This is a genomic window from Virgibacillus sp. CM-4, from assembly GCF_000445495.1.
GTDB classification, from domain to species: domain Bacteria; phylum Bacillota; class Bacilli; order Bacillales; family Amphibacillaceae; genus Virgibacillus; species Virgibacillus salexigens.
In genome coordinates, this window is record NZ_AUQA01000006.1 from 391,025 (window position 1) to 409,408 (window position 18,384).

General features: G+C 36.2%; 20 protein-coding genes and 1 pseudogene. 20 read left to right on the top strand and 1 reads right to left on the bottom strand.

Annotated elements, in window-relative coordinates:
• The first annotated feature begins 26 nt into the window (after nucleotides 1-26).
• Genes M948_RS35190 through M948_RS35200 form a run of 3 tightly spaced genes read left to right on the top strand, consistent with a single transcriptional unit; the run spans nucleotide 27 to nucleotide 2,126 of the window.
• A complete protein-coding gene (locus M948_RS35190; protein WP_021291192.1) occupies nucleotides 27-1,004 on the top strand; it encodes an MBL fold metallo-hydrolase in 978 nt (325 codons plus the stop codon).
• Nucleotides 982-1,776, top strand: a complete 795-nt coding sequence (locus M948_RS35195) for an SDR family NAD(P)-dependent oxidoreductase (RefSeq protein WP_021291193.1) — start codon at nucleotides 982-984, stop codon at nucleotides 1,774-1,776. Before M948_RS35190 ends, M948_RS35195 begins: the two co-directional genes overlap by 23 nt.
• 20 nt (nucleotides 1,777-1,796) lie before the next feature.
• A complete protein-coding gene (locus tag M948_RS35200; protein ID WP_021291194.1) occupies nucleotides 1,797-2,126 on the top strand; it encodes an iron-sulfur cluster biosynthesis family protein in 330 nt (109 codons plus the stop codon).
• 70 nt (nucleotides 2,127-2,196) lie between these two features.
• Here the strand turns inward: M948_RS35200 and M948_RS35205 are convergent, their stop codons facing one another.
• Nucleotides 2,197-3,114, bottom strand: a complete 918-nt coding sequence (locus M948_RS35205; RefSeq protein WP_021291195.1) for an aldo/keto reductase — start codon at nucleotides 3,112-3,114, stop codon at nucleotides 2,197-2,199.
• Nucleotides 3,115-3,262: 148 nt separating this feature from the next.
• Between M948_RS35205 and M948_RS35210 the strand changes: the two genes are divergently transcribed.
• From M948_RS35210 to lysA, 17 genes and pseudogenes are all read left to right on the top strand, one after another.
• Nucleotides 3,263-3,808 (top strand): NUDIX hydrolase, encoded by a 546-nt coding sequence (locus M948_RS35210; RefSeq protein WP_021291196.1) that lies wholly within the window; start codon nucleotides 3,263-3,265, stop codon nucleotides 3,806-3,808.
• Nucleotides 3,809-4,982: pseudogene (locus M948_RS35215) on the top strand (endonuclease Q family protein).
• A 95-nt stretch (nucleotides 4,983-5,077) separates the two neighbouring features.
• Complete coding sequence (gene spoIIM / locus M948_RS35220) at nucleotides 5,078-5,713, top strand: stage II sporulation protein M (protein WP_021291197.1); 636 nt, start codon at nucleotides 5,078-5,080, stop codon at nucleotides 5,711-5,713.
• Nucleotides 5,714-5,824: 111 nt separating this feature from the next.
• Complete coding sequence (locus tag M948_RS35225) at nucleotides 5,825-6,283, top strand: ferric iron uptake transcriptional regulator (RefSeq protein WP_021291198.1); 459 nt, start codon at nucleotides 5,825-5,827, stop codon at nucleotides 6,281-6,283.
• 193 nt (nucleotides 6,284-6,476) lie between these two features.
• Entirely contained in the window at nucleotides 6,477-6,683 is a 207-nt protein-coding gene (locus M948_RS35230; RefSeq protein WP_021291199.1) for a YqzK family protein, read from the top strand.
• A gap of 4 nt (nucleotides 6,684-6,687) precedes the next feature.
• The gene (xerD, locus tag M948_RS35235; RefSeq protein ID WP_021291200.1) at nucleotides 6,688-7,581 is read left to right on the top strand and encodes a site-specific tyrosine recombinase XerD; all 894 of its coding nucleotides are present in this window, start codon (nucleotides 6,688-6,690) and stop codon (nucleotides 7,579-7,581) included.
• A gap of 99 nt (nucleotides 7,582-7,680) precedes the next feature.
• Nucleotides 7,681-8,871, top strand: a complete 1,191-nt coding sequence (gene deoB / locus M948_RS35240) for a phosphopentomutase (protein ID WP_021291201.1) — start codon at nucleotides 7,681-7,683, stop codon at nucleotides 8,869-8,871.
• 4 nt (nucleotides 8,872-8,875) lie between these two features.
• A complete protein-coding gene (locus M948_RS35245; protein ID WP_021291202.1) occupies nucleotides 8,876-9,700 on the top strand; it encodes a purine-nucleoside phosphorylase in 825 nt (274 codons plus the stop codon).
• 12 nt (nucleotides 9,701-9,712) lie between these two features.
• Nucleotides 9,713-11,017, top strand: coding sequence for a pyrimidine-nucleoside phosphorylase (locus M948_RS35250; protein WP_031335516.1), 1,305 nt, complete (start codon nucleotides 9,713-9,715; stop codon nucleotides 11,015-11,017).
• A gap of 302 nt (nucleotides 11,018-11,319) precedes the next feature.
• Nucleotides 11,320-12,501: a D-alanyl-D-alanine carboxypeptidase family protein gene (locus tag M948_RS35255; RefSeq protein WP_021291204.1), complete on the top strand. Its 1,182-nt coding sequence runs from the start codon at nucleotides 11,320-11,322 to the stop codon at nucleotides 12,499-12,501.
• A 107-nt stretch (nucleotides 12,502-12,608) separates the two neighbouring features.
• Nucleotides 12,609-12,962, top strand: coding sequence for an anti-sigma F factor antagonist (gene spoIIAA / locus M948_RS35260; protein WP_021291205.1), 354 nt, complete (start codon nucleotides 12,609-12,611; stop codon nucleotides 12,960-12,962).
• The gene (gene spoIIAB, locus M948_RS35265; protein WP_021291206.1) at nucleotides 12,959-13,399 is read left to right on the top strand and encodes an anti-sigma F factor; all 441 of its coding nucleotides are present in this window, start codon (nucleotides 12,959-12,961) and stop codon (nucleotides 13,397-13,399) included. Before spoIIAA ends, spoIIAB begins: the two co-directional genes overlap by 4 nt.
• Nucleotides 13,400-13,414: 15 nt before the next feature.
• Entirely contained in the window at nucleotides 13,415-14,170 is a 756-nt protein-coding gene (gene sigF, locus M948_RS35270) for an RNA polymerase sporulation sigma factor SigF (protein WP_021291207.1), read from the top strand.
• 257 nt (nucleotides 14,171-14,427) lie between these two features.
• Nucleotides 14,428-15,045: a stage V sporulation protein AA gene (locus M948_RS35275; protein ID WP_021291208.1), complete on the top strand. Its 618-nt coding sequence runs from the start codon at nucleotides 14,428-14,430 to the stop codon at nucleotides 15,043-15,045.
• Entirely contained in the window at nucleotides 15,026-15,454 is a 429-nt protein-coding gene (locus tag M948_RS35280; protein ID WP_021291209.1) for a stage V sporulation protein AB, read from the top strand. The genes M948_RS35275 and M948_RS35280 overlap by 20 nt, the downstream gene beginning before the upstream one ends.
• A 16-nt stretch (nucleotides 15,455-15,470) precedes the next feature.
• Nucleotides 15,471-16,961: a spore germination protein gene (locus M948_RS35285; RefSeq protein ID WP_021291210.1), complete on the top strand. Its 1,491-nt coding sequence runs from the start codon at nucleotides 15,471-15,473 to the stop codon at nucleotides 16,959-16,961.
• A gap of 94 nt (nucleotides 16,962-17,055) precedes the next feature.
• Nucleotides 17,056-18,363: a diaminopimelate decarboxylase gene (gene lysA, locus M948_RS35290; RefSeq protein WP_021291211.1), complete on the top strand. Its 1,308-nt coding sequence runs from the start codon at nucleotides 17,056-17,058 to the stop codon at nucleotides 18,361-18,363.
• Nucleotides 18,364-18,384: the final 21 nt, after the last annotated feature.

Sequence of the window (18,384 nt, forward strand, 5' to 3'; positions counted from 1 at the left end):
ATGATCATTCAGTGGAGGAATTTTAGATGAAAGTAATCGATAAAACAATAAGTCAGATAACATTACCAACCCCTTTTGCAGTTGGAGATGTTCATGTATATATTTTAGAAGGGGAACTTCTATCTTTGATTGACGCAGGTGTAAAAACGAAGGAAGCATGGGAAGCCTTTCAAATACAATTAAAAGAAATAGGCTATGGTCCAAATGATATCGAGCAAATTATTTTGACACACCATCATCCAGATCATATTGGCTTAATTGAACAATTTCCACGAGTTCAACATATTATCGCTCATCACCAGGTAAATAGGTGGATTACACGTGATACTGCTTATTTTAAACATTATCGTCAATTCTTTAAGCAGTATTTTACATTATCAGGCGTACCAGAAGATTTATTAGCTGGGTTGGAACTACAGGAAAGTACATTGGCTTTTATTGGAGAAGGAGAATTAACGAATACGATAGATGATGGTGATATACTACCTGGACACCAAGAATGGACAGTCATTGAAACTAAAGGACATGCCCAAAGTCACCTGTCTTTTTTACGACAACAAGATCAGATATTATTAGGAGGGGATCATTTATTGAAGCATATCTCGTCCAACCCACTAATGGAGCCTCAAGAAGTTGGCCAAACTATCGATCAACGCCCTAAGCCGATGCTTCAGTATAGAAGAAACTTAGATAAGTGTATGGAACTTGGAATCGAAAATGTGCTCCCAGGACATGGCAGAGTCGTTCGGCATCCTATCTCCTTAATACAGGAACGATTAAAGAAACACGAGGAACGGGCAGAAAAAGTATACCATCTGTTAGATAATGGTGAAAAAACACCATACCAATTGTGTATGGAACTATTTCCAAAACAATTTCAAAGTCAGATTGATTTAACAATGTCCGTCACATTTGGACAATTAGACTATTTAGAGGATCAAGCTCGTATCTATAAGACAGTAAAGGATGGGCATTTGGTTTATGCAAAAACAGTTAACTGGTAAGAAAATCATTATTACAGGTGCATCTAGCGGTATCGGAGAAAAATTGGTTTGGCGTATTGCTGAAGCTGGGGGCACGCCGCTAATGATAGCACGATCTATCAGTAAGTTGACTGCTATCAAGAAGCGTATCTGGGAACACTATCAAATAGAAAGTTATGTATACGAAGCTGACTTGCTTGTAAAAAAGGATAGGGAAGCAGTTATCGAATTTATCCTCATTGAACATGAACAAATACATGGATTAATAAATAATGCAGGTATCGGTAAGTTTGCGCACTTTTTAGAAATGTGTCAGCAAGAAATGGATAATATGTTTGAATTAAACGTTCATGCATTAATTCAAATGTCAAAGCGGTTTCTAGCTCATTTTGACTCTTTTAATGAAGGACATATCGTTAATATCGCATCACAAGCTGGAAAAATAGCTACGCCTAAAGCAGCTATATATAGTTCGACAAAGCATGCAGTCATTGGTTTTTCAAATGGACTGCGGCTTGAATTAAAAAAAACCAATGTGTTTGTTACTGTGGTTAATCTTGGTCCAGTGCAAACAGACTTCTTTCAAACAGCTGATCCGAATGGAACATATCAAGAAAATGTATCACAGTACATGCTAAATCCAGATAAAGTAGCTATAAAAATAGTAAACCATTTATTTGAATCGAAACGTGAAATTAATTTACCATTGTGGATGGAAATAGGAAGCAGGTTATACCAATTATTTCCAGGTGCTTTTGAACGAATTTTACAGAAACAATTTACCAAAAAGTGAATTCACTGGAGTGTTGAAGCATGAAACTAACAATTTCAAAGGAAGCATATGATTTGCTGGAACCCCTATTAAGCTCAGAAGCTCCGTATTTATTATTATGGTATGATACGGAAGGATGTGGATGCGGGGTGAATGGAGTGCCAATTATTCGATTAACAGATCAAATTAAATCAACGTATCAAACAGTGAATAATCATTATTTCCAAATATATATTGAGAAACAACAAACTACTTTCTTTGCAGAGCAAATGTCGTTACAAGTGGTAAATAATAACATGTTACGCCTTTCAAGTCCGGAAGGTATATTAAATCCATTTATTGGTATGCAGCAAATTCAATATACAAAATAAGCGATGGCAACTGTTCTCATAAGTGCAACAGTTGCCATTTTTATAACAAACTAGATATGCTTTTTATTTTTTATCGATGTGTCTGATAAGTAATCGGCCTTGACAGATGTTGCAATGCAGAATAAATTTCATCTGGTAATTCGGAATGGAAATCGCCATCAATTGTTTCTTTTAATTGGTTTACCGAACTAGCTCCAAAGACTGCACTAGCTACAGCAGGATGTTTTAATACATATTTAAGTGATAATTCATTTCGATTCGTGGTAGGATTCCACTCATTTAGCTGCTCGCTGATTTGTAGTAATGCTTCTCTGGAATAACCCAAATAGCCATCCTTCCCTTTCTTTTCTATTTGTTGATTCGCATGGTTACTTAACATTCCTTTTGCTAATGGGCCTCTAGCTAGCACACTGATAGAGTGTTCATAGAGAAAATCTAGTATTTTCTCCTCCGGCCTGCGATCAAATAGATTGTATTGCATCATTACCCCGTCGATCGAGGAACGCCCCACATATTCACGAATGACATTTGGTCGTATGGAAGAAATACCGTAAGCACGTATTGTCCCCTCTTGCTTTAGTAATTCGAATGCTTCAATTGTTTCATCGATAGGATCATCTATAGTACCACCATGCAGCATATAAAAATCTATATAGTCAGTATTTAATCGTTGCAGACTTTCTTTAACACCTTGAACGATATGTTCTTTAGATGGATCCCAAAACCAGTCACCAGTCTGCTTATTAAAATGATTTCCTACTTTAGAAGTTAAAACAATTTCTTTTCGTTTCCCATTAATTGCTTTTCCAACAATTTCTTCATTTATTCCAAAATCATATAAATCTGCCGTATCTAGATGATTAATTCCTTGATCCAACGCAAAATCAATGATGTTCTTAGCTTCCTTGAAATCTGTTCCTAATGACATACATCCAAGGGTAAGCTGGGATACTTCAATTCCTGAATTTCCAAGCTTATTTTTGTTCAATTGTTACAACCCCCCAATTGCGAATATTGTACTTCTAATTCTATTGTAAATGGATATGGAACGATAAAGCAAAACAATCGATTGAAGTGTAAATGGAAGAAAATATGCTAAAATAGAATGAAAGTAAAATGTTTAAGGGTGATAATTAATGCGAAATTTTGAAGAGAAGACAACAAATACACAAGTTATTTATAATGGGAAGGTTGTTCATTTACAAGTAGATGACGTGCTTCTTCCTGATGGAAAAACTGCTAAACGAGAGATTGTAAATCATCCTGGAGCTGTAGCAGTAATTCCGATAACAGCTGATAATAAAATCATTTTTGTTGAACAGTACCGCAAACCATTAGAAAAATCGTTACTGGAAATTCCTGCTGGTAAACTAGAGCCAGGGGAAGATCCAGAAGTGACGGCTATTCGGGAGTTAGAAGAAGAGACAGGATACACAACGAATGAATTATCATTTGTTACATCCTTTTACACGTCTCCTGGTTTTGCAAACGAAATAATGTATATCTATATTTCTGATCAATTGGAGGTAGTAGATCAACCATTAGCAGGGGATGAAGATGAATTCATTAAGATACATGCGTTAACATTAGAAGAGGCAAAAAAGTATGTGGAAGCAGAGCGAATTCACGATGCGAAGACGAACTATGCTATTCTCTATTTACATGCATTGGGGATGAAATAAGTGTTATCTACGTATTTTGCTGATATGCACATTCATATTGGTAGGGATATATATAATCAACCAGTTAAAATAACGGCGTCAAAAAATTTAACCATTCAAGCTATACTAGAAGAATCCAGTCGTAATAAAGGTATTCACTTAATAGGTGTGATTGATTGTCAATCACCAGCAGTGCAGCAGGAAATTACTCAGCTTATAGAAACAAACAAAGCTATGGAATTAGAAGACGGAGGTATTCGTTTTGAATCCGTTACATTAATTCTAGGTTCTGAAATTGAAATATATGATGAGCACTGTCATGGTCCAATTCATGTTTTATGTTATCTTCCAACGTTAGCCCAGATTGCAGGCTTTTTCTGAGTGGTTATGTAAACGAATGAAAAATATAACTTTAAGTTCTCAACGGTATTATGGTTCTGGTATAGAATTACAAAGAAAAGTAAAGGAACTTGGTGGGGTGTTTATTCCAGCCCATGTATTTACACCATTTAAAAGTTTATACGGAAAAGGTGTTTACAATACATTAAAGGAAGTATTCGACCCACGTTTTATCGATGGGATCGAGTTGGGGCTTAGTTCGGATTCCCAAATGGCTGATCAAATTCAGGAACTGCACGACTTTACTTACTTATCTAATTCAGATAGTCATTCTTTAAGTAAAATCGCAAGAGAATATCAAGAAATATCCATGGAATTCCCATCTTTTCGAGAATTTTACCTAGCGCTGCATCGTTTAAAAGGGAGACAAGTTACAAGGAATTATGGTATGAATCCCCGGCTTGGCAAGTACCATACAACAGTATGCAGTACTTGTTTTAATAAAGTAACAAGTAAAAGCACTACATGTCCGTTTTGTGGTGATACCAAGATTATTAAAGGAGTTGTAAATCGTATTGATGAACTAAAAGATATAAAAAATTCATACGATTCTAGGAAAAATAGACCTCCTTATGTATATCAAGTTCCGTTAGAATATCTTCCAAAACTAGGAAAGAAAACGTATGAGAAACTATTGAGAAATTTTGGGACGGAAATGAATGTCATTCACCATGCACCATTAGAAGAGCTGAAAAAAGTTATCCCAGAACAAGTTGCCAGCAGTATTGTTGAGATGCGAAATGGAAAACAACGTATTGAGACAGGTGGGGGAGGAAGATATGGGTTTATCAAATAATTAAGTTTTCGATAGATTCATATGGAAAATTTGGTATTTTTAAATGGAATTCTTCATAGTTTTTACTATAGCAGTATATCGAATGGAGGATTCCAATGCATAAAAACAAAACGGTGCTACTCAATCATATAAAGGAACATGCTACGATTTATTTATTTATGGTTATTTTATTTTTAACAGGGATCATCTTTGGAGCAATCCTAGTTAATAGTATGAATTTTGTCCAAAAACAGGATTTATTTTTTTATTTAGAGCGCTTTTTTGGACAAATCGTTGATAATCAAGAGATGGAAAAATTAGCTATTTTTAAGAGCAGTTTTTTATACCATATGAAATATTTATTGCTTATTTTTGTACTTGGTCTATCCGTAATTGGTCTTCCCATTATCTGGATACTTATCTTTATTAAGGGACTTGTAGTTGGTTTTTCTGTAGGATTTATCGTCAATCAGCTAGGCTTTGACGGCTTGCTTCTTTCTGCCTTATCGATTGCACCGCAAAATATATTAATTATACCGATTTACATTATTGCAGGTAGCTTATCCATGATTTTCTCCTTGACGTTATTAAATAAATTATTCACACGAAAAATTGCTCAACCCGTCTTTCAGCCATTTGGAAAATATGTTGTGGTTTTCTCATTGCTCATCGCATTTTCATGTGTAGCTGCAATATTGGAAACCTTTATTGCAAATGAAGCCATGCAGCTCTTAATCCGATCATTTTACTAATAATCAAACTTAAACTATAATTATTATAAATATAAAATAATAATATTTTGTTTTGACACAGTTCATATAGGTGCATATAATAAAGATGGGATATGAGGGAGGGAACCTGCCATGGAACATCGAATTGATCGGATAAAAAAACAGCTCCACTCACAAAGCTATAAATTAACGCCTCAGAGAGAGGCGACTGTACGCGTGTTATTGGAAAGAGAAGATGACCATTTGAGTGCGGAAGACGTGTACTTATTAGTGAAAGAAAAAGCACCAGAAATTGGCTTGGCAACTGTTTATCGTACTTTAGAATTATTATCCGAGTTAAAGATCGTTGATAAAATTAATTTTGGTGATGGTGTATCGCGTTATGATCTGCGAAAAGAAGGAGCCAAACATTTTCATCATCATTTGGTGTGTACAGAATGTGGTTCAGTAGAAGAAATTGAAGATGATCTATTAGAAGATGTAGAACGGATTGTACAAAATGAATGGGGCTTTCAAGTGAAAGACCATCGTTTGACATTTCATGGAATCTGTAAACAATGTCAAACAATTACAGTCAATGCATCTAGCTAATAAGTTGCCTCTATTTTTGTGAGAGAATGTAAACTGTTCATCTTAAAAAAGAAAATCATTTACAAACCTATATAAAAACGGTACATTTTGATTACAGGATTTTTTTCTATAGAATGATAGGAATATGTATATTGTTCTTCTTTTCTGGCATATCTTTTAATAGGATATATTTTGATTAGGGGAGCAAAAGTTCATGAAGAGAATACTGTGGGATATGATAAAAGTATTTATCATCTTTATTGCGTGTACGTTTTTATTTTATTTTGGGTTACGTGTAATGCATACAGAATATGAACAATATCATCGGTATGATCCTCCTGAAGGACCAGCGGTGAAAGTATTTAACGAAGAGCCTAGTTTTTTTGATCGATTGAACTTATTTTTCCGTTTAGGAGAGTAGAACAATGCTCACAGAAAATGCAGAGGATTTTTTCCATTATTTAAAGATTGAAAGAGGTCTATCAGATAATACATTGACTTCATATAAAAGAGATTTAACGCAATATATCCATTATTTGAAAACTGTTGCTCAACAGACGAATTGGGAGCAGGTAACTAGGAAAGATATTACCAGCTTCCTTTATCAATTAAAGGATACAAATAAATCTTCTGCTACAATAGCTAGGCATATAGCCTCTATCCGTTCCTTTCATCACTTTTTATTACGTGAACAGATTGTATCGCATGATGCCAGTCTGCACATTGAAACACCAAAGAAAGAGCGGAAATTACCAGATATATTATCTGTGAAAGAGATAGATCGTTTATTAAATATAACCAAGGATAGTGCGTTACATATTCGAAATAAAGCGATGCTTGAATTACTTTATGCGACAGGGTTACGTGTAAGCGAAATGATTGCATTAAAAATTTCTGATCTTCATCTAACGATGGGTTTTGTTCAGTGTTTTGGAAAAGGAGCAAAAGAACGAATTGTTCCATTGGGGAATGCCGCTATACAGGCAATCGAAAAATATTTGCAGCATGCTCGAGGGAAATTGGTTAAACGACAAACAGATAGCCAAATCCTTTTTGTAAACCAACATGGTAAACCGCTAACAAGACAAGGATTTTGGAAGATCTTGAAGAAATCAGCGTTAGAGGCAAATATAAATAAACCGATTACTCCCCATACACTGAGACACTCCTTTGCAACACACTTGCTAGAGAATGGCGCGGATTTACGTCTAGTTCAAGAAATGCTAGGACATGTAGACATATCTACAACCCAAATTTACACGCATGTGACAAAATCAAGATTAAAAGATATTTACCAAAGCTATCACCCAAGAGCTTAAATTTTTTGATTTTAGTTGTCTGACATCATACAACAAAATGATTTCGTTAACATAGTGAATAGCTTTAATGGGAATATAATATTTAGGAGGTTATATAACATGAAGAAATTTAATCGTGTTTTCCTAATTGTAATGGATTCTGTTGGAATAGGAGAAGCACCTGATGCAGAAGATTTTAATGATAAAGGCGCAGATACATTAGGGCATATTGCTGCGCATATGAAGGGGCTTCGTATGCCGAATATGGCAAGCCTTGGGTTAAGTAATATTAGGAAAATCGCAGGTATCGCTAAAGCGGATGCACCAAAGGCATATTATACAAAAATGCAAGAAGCATCCAATGGAAAGGACACCATGACCGGTCATTGGGAAATTATGGGTTTGCATATTGAACAGCCATTTCGCACTTTTCCAGATGGATTCCCACATGAATTAATTCACCATCTTGAAGAAAGAACAGGGAGAAAAGTGATTGGTAACAAGCCGGCATCTGGAACAGCAATTATCGATGAACTAGGTCCAGAACATATGGAAACAGGAGCATTAATCGTATATACGTCAGCTGACTCTGTCTTGCAAATAGCCGCGCATGAAGAAATAATACCAATTGAAGAGCAGTATCGCATTTGTGAAATTGCCAGAGAATTGACTTTAGATGAAAAGTATATGGTTGGTCGGGTTATTGCTCGTCCTTTTATTGGTAAACCTGGTGAGTTTGAAAGAACATCTAATCGTCATGACTACGCATTAAAACCCTTCGGTAAAACCGTTATGAACGAATTACAGGAGAATGATTTTGATGTTATCGCCTTAGGGAAAATCTCAGATATATATGATGGAGAAGGTGTTACTGAAGCTATACGAACAAAAGATAACGATGATGGTATGACAAAATTAGTGGAATCCATGAAAAAAGATTTTAATGGAATCAGCTTCTTAAATTTAGTTGATTTTGATGCGAAATATGGTCATCGTAGAGATCCACAAGGCTATGGCGAGGCACTAGAAGCATATGATGCCCGTCTACCTGAAGTATTGAAAGAAGTACAGGATGATGATCTATTAATTATTACCGCCGATCATGGAAATGATCCTGTTCACCATGGTACCGATCATACAAGAGAATTCGTACCTTTACTTGTTTATTATAATGGCATATCAAAAGGAGAAGAACTTCCAATTCGTCAAACATTCGCTGATATTGGAGCAACAATTTCAGAAAACTTCGGGGTGGACATGCCAGAGCATGGAGAAAGCTTTCTAAAAAATATTCAACCAAAAGGGGAGTAGTATCATGAATTACAATGCTGTAAAACAAGCAAGTACTTATCTGCAAACGGAATTAGAGGAAAAGCCCGAAATTGGATTAATTTTAGGTTCTGGTTTAGGTGTGCTTGCTGAAGAAATTGAAAATCCAGTAACTATACCTTATAAAGATATACCCGACTTTCCTGAATCAACGGTGGCTGGTCATAAAGGTCAGTTAGTTGCAGGACAATTAAAGGGGAAACAAGTAATAGCAATGCAAGGACGTTTCCATTATTACGAAGGCTATTCCATGAAGCAAATTACGTTCCCGGTACGTGTATTAAAGGAACTTGGTATTGATTCTATTATGGTGACAAATGCAGCAGGTGGGATTAACGAGAATTTCCAAGCAGGAGATCTTATGATCATTACGGACCACATCAATAATATGGGGGACAGTCCGTTAATCGGTAAAAATGATGATCGATTAGGTGTCCGTTTTCCAGATATGTCTAATGTATATGATCAATCGTTGATTGCCCATGCAGAGGAATGTGCGAAGCAAATTCATATAAACGTACAAAAAGGGATTTATGTTGGAAATACTGGACCAGCATATGAAACGCCTGCGGAAGTGCGAATGCTTCGAACTTTAGGCGGTGATGCAGTAGGAATGTCTACTGTACCAGAAGTTATGGTAGCTGGACATGCGGGGATTCGCGTGCTAGGGATTTCCTGTATATCGAATATGGCAGCAGGAATATTAGACCAGCCTCTTACGCATGATGAAGTTATTGAAACCACAGAACAAGTAAAAGAATCGTTCTTAAAGTTTGTAAAACAAGTAATAGAAACACTACCACAAAGATAATAGGTGATAACAATGAGGATGTATGACATTATTGAAAAGAAACGAGACGGTCAAGCATTAACAACAGAGGAAATTAACTATTTTATTAATGGTTATACAAATGGAGAAATTCCTGATTATCAAGTAAGTGCATTATTAATGGCTATTTATTTTCAGGATATGAACAATGAAGAACGTGCTCAAATTACGAAAGCAATGGTTGAGTCAGGGGACCAAATAGACCTTTCTGATATTGCTGGTATTAAAGTGGATAAACATTCAACTGGTGGTGTTGGGGATACGACAACACTTATCCTTGCTCCACTAGTTGCTTCGGTAGGTGTGCCTGTAGCCAAAATGAGTGGTAGAGGATTAGGACACACTGGTGGAACAATTGATAAATTAGAGGCTGTGCCTGGATTCCATGTAGAGATCAACAACAATGAGTTTATTGATCTTGTTAATAAGAATAAAGTGGCAGTTGTTGGACAATCCGGTAATTTAACACCTGCGGATAAAAAATTGTACGGTTTAAGAGATGTTACTGCAACAGTGAATTCTATACCATTAATCGCAAGCTCCATCATGAGTAAGAAAATAGCTTCTGGGGCAGATGCGATCGTATTAGACGTGAAGACTGGTGCAGGGGCATTTATGAAAGAATTAAAAGATGCAAAGGCTTTGGCTGAAGCAATGGTTACCATTGGTAATAAAGTCGGTAGAAATACAATGGCCGTGATATCTGATATGAGTCAACCTTTGGGCAATGCTATCGGCAATGCATTAGAAGTACATGAAGCAATTCAAACATTACAAGGTAATGGGCCAGACGATTTAACAGAGCTTTGTTTAACACTTGGTAGTCAGATGGTTGTGTTAGCGAATAAGGCAGAGACGTTAGAAGAAGCAAGACTGAAATTACAAGATAATCTTAATAACGGGAAAGCACTGGAACAGTTTAAGGTATTTCTTAAATCACAAGGCGGAGATACGACAGTTGTTGATCATCCAGATTCATTACCACAAGCGACATATAAAGTAGAACTGCCAGCAAAAACTTCAGGTTCTGTAGCCAATATCATCGCAGATGATATTGGAACAGCAGCGATGATGTTAGGTGCAGGGAGAGCTACAAAAGAATCGACAATTGATCTAGCAGTTGGTATTGTCCTTCATAAAAAAATTGGTGATACAGTTGATGCTGGTGAGCCTCTGTTAACTATTCATTCGAACTCAGAGGAAGTGGAAGAAGTGAAAGAAAAACTCTATAAAAGTATTTCAATCACGAAAGAGGCAGTTGAAGCACCTACTTTAATTTATGATACAGTGACAAAATAGATTTATCTCATCCAAACGGTTTGAATGGCATTCAAACCGTTTTTTCGTTTATCAAATGCCGGGATGTTAGCCGGTGTTATCTTATCATATAGGAGTATATTTGAAGGAGGAAATGGTTATCCTAATCGTAGATAGTTTACTCACCTGAATAAGTGTAAATTCCCTTTTTATACTACTCAGTTTGCACGGGGGAAAACCTACTTCATGTGAAGGCTTATGATATAGCTTGGACTCATTTCTGGGGAGAGATCCTTATTGAATGAAGTTGCACATTAGTTTCAGTATCTATTGGAGGTAGAAGAATGAAAAAAGGTCTATTAGTTATAACCATTGTTGTCTTTTTAATGTCAAACCTTAGCTTCACTGTATATGGGGAGGAGAACAACCAAGCTGCACCCGATTCAGAAAATCTTGCTGAAAACGCAAAGTCAGCAATCCTTATGGAACGTGATACAGGGAAAGTGATTTTTAATAAAAATGAGCATGAGCAGTTATCTCCCGCTAGCATGACAAAAATAATGACCCTGCTATTAATTATGGAAGCAATTGATGAAGGGAAATTAAAATTAGATGAAACCATTCGTGTGAGTGAACGAGCTGCATCCATGGGGGGATCACAAATATTTTTAGAAGCGGGAGAAGAGATGAGTGTCAATGACTTACTGAAAGGGGTAGCAGTAGCATCAGGGAATGATGCGAGTGTTGCATTAGCAGAAAGAATTGCTGGAAGTGAAAAATCTTTTGTTAAAAGAATGAACGAAAAAGCAAAGGAACTTAATCTAAAGAATACAAAGTTTCAAAACGCAACTGGACTTCCAGCTGAAGATCATTATAGTACCGCTTACGATATGTCTGTAATGGCAAAAGAACTATTGAAGTATGAGACCATCACTAATTATACCTCCATCTACGAGGATTATTTGCGTAAAGGGGAAGATAATGAGTTTTGGCTTGTTAATACAAACCGATTAGTCAAATTTTACCCTGGAGTCGATGGATTAAAAACGGGGTACACAAATGACGCAAAATATTGTTTAACAGCCACTGCTGAAAAAGAAGATATGCGCGTGATTGCCGTTGTTATGGGCGCTGGTTCTACTAAGGATAGAAATGCTGATGTAACTCAAATGCTTGATTATGCATTCAACCATTTTCAAACCAATAAACTATTTGAAAAAGGGGATAAAATAACAGAGCTAAATATGTTAAAAGCTGAAAACAATCATCTCGATGTGGTGGCTTCCGAGTCGATAAGCACCCTTCATAAAAAGGGAGAATCCATGGATAAAGTTACTACAGAGATTAAACTACATGAAGATTATACCCTCCCTATCTCCAAAGGGGATTCAATCGGAGAATTATTGGTGAAAAATGAAGGTAAAATCATTTCTCGATCCGATTTAACAGTAGAAGAAGATGTTGAAAAAGCATCTTACCTGACATTATTCAAGCGAACCTTGCAAAGAATGGCGAAAAATGAATAATTCATGCTAATTTTTAAGAAAAAGTTCTTCTTTTGTCATGTAGCAGGAAATGACCCAGCGAATCCAGAAAGATTTATATACAGAAATGTAATAAAGGAGGAAAGGCCATGGGTCTTAGTTCAACGTTTGCTATCAAAGAAGAGGTGCTAATTGTTCGGCTTTCAGGCGAATTAGATCATCACGAAGCAGAACAATTACGGAATGAATGGAAAGAAATTATGTACAAAAACGATGTTAAACATGTGCTATTAAATCTTGAAGCAATGACCTTTATGGATAGTTCTGGATTAGGTGTTGTTCTAGGTAGGTATAAAGAAGTATTACAACTAGGCGGAGAAATGGTCGTTTGTTCCATCTCTCCACCAGTTAAACGGTTGTTTGAAATGTCAGGTTTATTTAAAATCGTGCGACTAGAGGAGAATGAGGAATTCGCATTGGAAACCTTGGGGGTGGCATCATGAAAAATGAAATGGCTGTAGCGTTTTCAAGTATCAGTGAAAACGAATCATTTGCTAGAGTTACCGTTGCTGCGTTTGTAAGTCAAGTTGATCCAACAATGGACGAGCTAACGGAAATAAAAACGGTAGTATCGGAAGCCGTTACGAATTCGATTATCCATGGCTATAATAATGAGCCTCATCATCAAGTGTATATTACTTGTACGTTAATAGATGGGGAAGTAGAGCTAACTATAAAGGATGAAGGTATTGGAATCAATGATATTAATGAAGCTCGACAACCCCTCTATACTTCCAAACCTGAACTGGAACGATCTGGTATGGGATTTACAATCATCGAAAACTTTATGGATACGGTTGAGGTCATATCTAATCCAGGAAAAGGAACAACGGTTCACATGACAAAACAACTTACTAATACGAAGACGGTGTGTTCCTAGTGAAGGGTCTTGCCTATGAATGTTAATGTGAAAGGTGATAATAAAAACGAGACGTTAACGGATGAAGAAGTAAAAGTATACATCGAAAAAAGCCAAAAGGGAGATAAAACAGCTAGAGATATATTAGTCGAAAAAAATATCCGTCTCGTTTGGTCCGTTGTGCAACGATTTATTAATAGAGGATATGACCCCGATGATTTATTCCAGATTGGAAGTATTGGATTAATTAAATCAATAGATAAGTTTGATCTATCTTATGATGTTCGCTTTTCAACTTATGCCGTACCGATGATAATCGGTGAAATTCAACGATTTATTAGAGATGATGGGACAGTAAAAGTTAGTAGATCCTTGAAGGAAACTGGTAATCGTATTCGAAAGAAAAAAGATGAGCTGACAAAAAAACTAGGAAGGTCACCAACTGTTAATGAAATTGCCAGTGAATTAGATATTTCACCTGAAGATGTTGTACACGCACAGGAAGCTGGTAAATCACCACAATCCATCCACGAGACAGTGTTCGAGAATGATGGGGATCCAATAACCTTATTGGATCAAATATCTGATCAAGACTCAAAGTGGTTTGAGAAACTTACTTTACAAGAGGCAATTCGAGGCTTAAGCGAAAGAGAAAGATTAATTGTTTACTTGCGATATTATAAGGATCAAACACAATCTGAAGTGGCTGATAGGCTAGGTATCTCTCAAGTTCAAGTTTCTAGATTAGAAAAAAAGATACTGCAAGAGATGAAAATCAATATAGATTCATAAAAATCATCACCTTGGTGATGATTTTTTTCGTTATGTTTGAAGTGGATGGCATTGTCGGTTAATCGGGGTGTGTTTCTGTGGTAATAGTATGAGATTGCTGAGACGAATTTTAGTTATGTCCAGCCCCAATATACTCGAACATGCTGCCAATTGTCTTGTAGGAAAGATTTCTTCGAAACGAAAGTATAGAATTCGTGATAATTAATGGATATTTGGCAAATACTATTTGATACATAAATTGTTTGAGGAGAATCATTATGGCTGAACAAGTTTATTTACGTATGAAAAAGAATATAGAGCTATCTGGATACCAAGAAATCAAATTAAAGGATATTGCTTTTATTTCAACTAACGGAAATGTCAAAAGGAGATTAGAAAACACGCCGATTTATCATGTAACCAAAAAAGATAAAAATATTATCATTATCGATAGCTTTTTGATTATCGATCACTTAATAAAGGATTATGCTGATTTAGAATTTCAATTAATCGGCCCGACGCAGACGATTATTCGGGTACAACCAAAAAAGAAATCCCCTTCTTTATTATTATCGATTGGCGTATGGATTTTATTATTTGTTGGTACTGCTATGACAATTATGAACTTTCATTATGATGTAAGTATGCAAGAAGTACAGCAAAAGATTCATTATTTATTAACAGGTGAAGTAAAAGAGTTTCCACTTTGGATTCAAATACCGTATTCATTTGGACTAGGTGTCGGTATGTTATTGTTTTTTAATCATTGGTTTAATAAACGATTTAACGAAGAACCAAGCCCCTTAGAAGTTGAGATTTATAATTATCAGCAAGACCTAGATAATTATGTCATTCAATACGAGAATAAATTAAACGATGCCAATACTTCTAAGTAACTTCATTGAGGTTATCATTGGTTTTTCTGCAGGTATTGCTGTAGGGGCTGGTTACGTTGCTTTTATCACGGTGCTAGGGATTGTTCCCAGGCTAATCCAATTAAGCAAAACAGAGATGTTTTTAAATATATATACTGCTTGCATTCTGTTCGCGAGTATCTTTGGGACGTATTTATCGTTTACCAATTCAACATGGAATTATTCGGTGATTTTTCTCGCCATTTGGGGATTATTACAGGGAATATTTAATGGCATGCTTGCAGCGGCACTAACAGAAGTATTAAATGTTTTTCCGATTCTTTACAAGCGAATAGGAGTGGACAAACATATGCTTTGGCTGTTGATGGCGATTGTCTTTGGTAAAATAGCTGGTTCATTATTTCAATGGATATACTTTGTTAAACAATGAGAGTGGAGGGATACATATGAAAAAGAAAGAACATGACCAAAAAATCCATGTCTCTCCTAATATTAAAGAAACAGAAAAATATATGGAGAAACGATTGGGCATTGGAGTCTCATTTGATTTGGGATTTCGTGAAGTTGTGTTGTTAAAGCGTAAAGTTCAAGTATATTATGTGACCGGGTTATGTGATTCCATTATTATTCAGGATTTACTTAAAGAACTGGTTAATTTGAATGACCACGAGTCAAACAGCAAAAAACTTCCAGAGATCATTGAAAATCGGCTGCTTCATCAGCAGGTGGAAAAAGTAAAAACAATGGATGAATCAATTGATCAAATGCTGTCAGGTCTCATTGTTCTTTTTGTTGATGGAGAGAAGTATGCATTTATCATCGACGTTAGGAATTATCCAGGCAGGACGCCTGAAGAACCTGATACTGAACGTGTTGTTCGAGGTTCCCGTGATGGGTATACAGAAAATATCATTGAAAATACAGCACTAACTAGAAGAAGGATTCGTGATCCACGTTTACGAAATGAAATGCTAAAGGTTGGTGAGCGATCAAAGACAGACGTATGTCTCAGCTACATTGATGATGTGGCAGATGAAGGTTTAATCAATCTTATTAAAGACAGGGTTGAACAAATTGAAATTGATGGCCTCTCGATGGCTGATAAAACAATTGATGAATTTATTATTAATCGCAAATGGATTCCGTTTCCACTAGTACGATATACTGAAAGGCCCGATGTTGCAGCCAACCATTTATTAGAAGGGCATGTATTAATAACAGTAGATACGTCCCCAAGTGTGATTATTTTACCGACTACTTTATTTCACCATTTACAGCATGCAGAGGAATATCGGCAAACACCAGCAATTGGTACTTTTATACGTTGGATTCGATTTCTAGCTGTTTTCGCTTCGATGTACTTGCTTCCATTATGGTTATTGTTTGTAATGGAACCAAATTTATTGCCAAAAGAATTAGCGTTTATTGGACCAAATGAAGACGGTAATATTTCGATTCCGATCCAAATCATAATGGCAATTGTCGGAATTGAGTTTTTAAGGATGGCTGCTATTCATACACCGACACCCTTATCAACTTCGATGGGGCTTATCGCAGCTGTGCTTATTGGTCAAATTGCAATCGATGTTGGTATGTTTAGTCCAGAAGTAATCTTATATGTGTCCATTAGTGCAGTGGGTACATATGTTACTCCAAGTTATGAGTTGAGTGTTTCGAATAAGATAGTTAATATTTTATTTGTTATTATTACTGGGTTATATGGGCTTTACGGATTTATCGGCATGTTCTTAGTACACCTCTTGGGTTTAGCAAGCTTAAAGTCATTAAGAACTCCTTACCTATGGCCATTTATACCATTTAATTCTAGAGCGATGCTGCATACGTTGGTAAGGATTCCGATGCCATTCACGAATAGTCGTCCGAGTATAGTGCATCCCAAGAATAATTACCGACAGCCTGAAAAAAATAATAACTAAGAGCTACTACTAAGGTTAGCTCTTTTCTTTTGTACAGCAATATGATAAAGTTTTAAAATATAATTGCGAAAGAATTGCTTGGAGGACATATACCATGATAATTGATAACCACCCATTTCAAGTTAATCAGCATGGACATTTGGAAATTGGTGGGGTGGATAGTATAGATCTTGTAAATAAATACGGTACCCCACTTTATGTTTATGATGTACATATTATAAGAGAGAATTGTCGCGCGTTTATTGAGACGTTTAAAGAATTGAATGTACCTGCTAAAGTAGCCTATGCCAGCAAAGCTTTTTCAACGGTAGCTATGTTACAAGTGATGAAACAAGAAGGTATGTGCTTGGATGTTGTCTCTGAAGGTGAGTTATTTACCGCGTTACAGGCGGATTTTCCAACTGAAAACATACACTTACATGGAAATAATAAAAGTATGAATGAATTACGGATGGCAATTGATCATAATATTGGCTGTATTGTGGTAGATAATTTTAGAGAAATAGAGCTTGTCGCTGAATTATTACAAGAACAAGACAAGCAGATGGATGTACTCATGCGTGTTACTCCAGGAATTGAGTCTAAAACACATCAATATATTATGACTGGGAATGAAGATTCTAAGTTTGGCTTTAATCTAACAAACGGACAGGCAGAGCAAGCATTTCAACAATTATTTCAACATTCTCACATACAGTTCAAAGGGTTACATTGTCATATTGGTTCCCAAATCTTTGAAACAGATCGTTTTTTAATTGCTACAGAAGTATTATTTCAAGAGCTTAAAAAATGGAAAGATACGTATCAATTTATTCCAGAAGTATTGAATTTAGGGGGCGGATATGGAATTCGCTATACTTCACAGGACGCACCAATACCATATGCAGTTTACGTTAAGGAACTCGTAAATGAGGTAAAGAAACAGGTGGAAGCATTAGCTATTCCAATGCCAGAAATATGGTTAGAACCTGGCCGAGCTATTGCGGGGAATGCGGGTATTACACTTTATACAGTTGGGGCTATTAAGCAGATCCCAGGAATCAGGAATTATATAGCAGTTGATGGAGGAATGACCGATAATTTAAGGCCTGCATTATATCAGGCAAAATACGAGGCAATCCTTGCAAACAAAGCAAATCAAGCTCCAGATAGTGAAGTCTCAGTAGCAGGCAAGTGTTGTGAATCTGGTGACATGCTAATTTGGGATCTCCCGCTCCCGCAAGTACATTCGAATGATATATTAGCTGTTTTTTCTACAGGAGCCTATGGTTATTCGATGGCTAACCACTATAATCGGATTGCAAAACCTGCGATCGTGTTTATTGAAGATGGTGAGGATAAGTTAGTATTAAAACGGGAAACATATCAGGACATTACGCGGAATGATTTGAGTTATGAATAACGACCGATAGTAACAATTCTT

Coding starts and splice junctions, on each gene's coding strand:
- M948_RS35190 (WP_021291192.1), top strand. CDS start 27: ATGAAAGTAATCGATAAAACAATAAGTCAGATAACATTACCAACCCCT.
- M948_RS35195 (WP_021291193.1), top strand. CDS start 982: ATGCAAAAACAGTTAACTGGTAAGAAAATCATTATTACAGGTGCATCT.
- M948_RS35200 (WP_021291194.1), top strand. CDS start 1,797: ATGAAACTAACAATTTCAAAGGAAGCATATGATTTGCTGGAACCCCTA.
- M948_RS35210 (WP_021291196.1), top strand. CDS start 3,263: ATGCGAAATTTTGAAGAGAAGACAACAAATACACAAGTTATTTATAAT.
- spoIIM (WP_021291197.1), top strand. CDS start 5,078: ATGCATAAAAACAAAACGGTGCTACTCAATCATATAAAGGAACATGCT.
- M948_RS35225 (WP_021291198.1), top strand. CDS start 5,825: ATGGAACATCGAATTGATCGGATAAAAAAACAGCTCCACTCACAAAGC.
- M948_RS35230 (WP_021291199.1), top strand. CDS start 6,477: ATGAAGAGAATACTGTGGGATATGATAAAAGTATTTATCATCTTTATT.
- xerD (WP_021291200.1), top strand. CDS start 6,688: ATGCTCACAGAAAATGCAGAGGATTTTTTCCATTATTTAAAGATTGAA.
- deoB (WP_021291201.1), top strand. CDS start 7,681: ATGAAGAAATTTAATCGTGTTTTCCTAATTGTAATGGATTCTGTTGGA.
- M948_RS35245 (WP_021291202.1), top strand. CDS start 8,876: ATGAATTACAATGCTGTAAAACAAGCAAGTACTTATCTGCAAACGGAA.
- M948_RS35250 (WP_031335516.1), top strand. CDS start 9,713: ATGAGGATGTATGACATTATTGAAAAGAAACGAGACGGTCAAGCATTA.
- M948_RS35255 (WP_021291204.1), top strand. CDS start 11,320: ATGAAAAAAGGTCTATTAGTTATAACCATTGTTGTCTTTTTAATGTCA.
- spoIIAA (WP_021291205.1), top strand. CDS start 12,609: ATGGGTCTTAGTTCAACGTTTGCTATCAAAGAAGAGGTGCTAATTGTT.
- spoIIAB (WP_021291206.1), top strand. CDS start 12,959: ATGAAAAATGAAATGGCTGTAGCGTTTTCAAGTATCAGTGAAAACGAA.
- sigF (WP_021291207.1), top strand. CDS start 13,415: ATGAATGTTAATGTGAAAGGTGATAATAAAAACGAGACGTTAACGGAT.
- M948_RS35275 (WP_021291208.1), top strand. CDS start 14,428: ATGGCTGAACAAGTTTATTTACGTATGAAAAAGAATATAGAGCTATCT.
- M948_RS35280 (WP_021291209.1), top strand. CDS start 15,026: ATGCCAATACTTCTAAGTAACTTCATTGAGGTTATCATTGGTTTTTCT.
- M948_RS35285 (WP_021291210.1), top strand. CDS start 15,471: ATGAAAAAGAAAGAACATGACCAAAAAATCCATGTCTCTCCTAATATT.
- lysA (WP_021291211.1), top strand. CDS start 17,056: ATGATAATTGATAACCACCCATTTCAAGTTAATCAGCATGGACATTTG.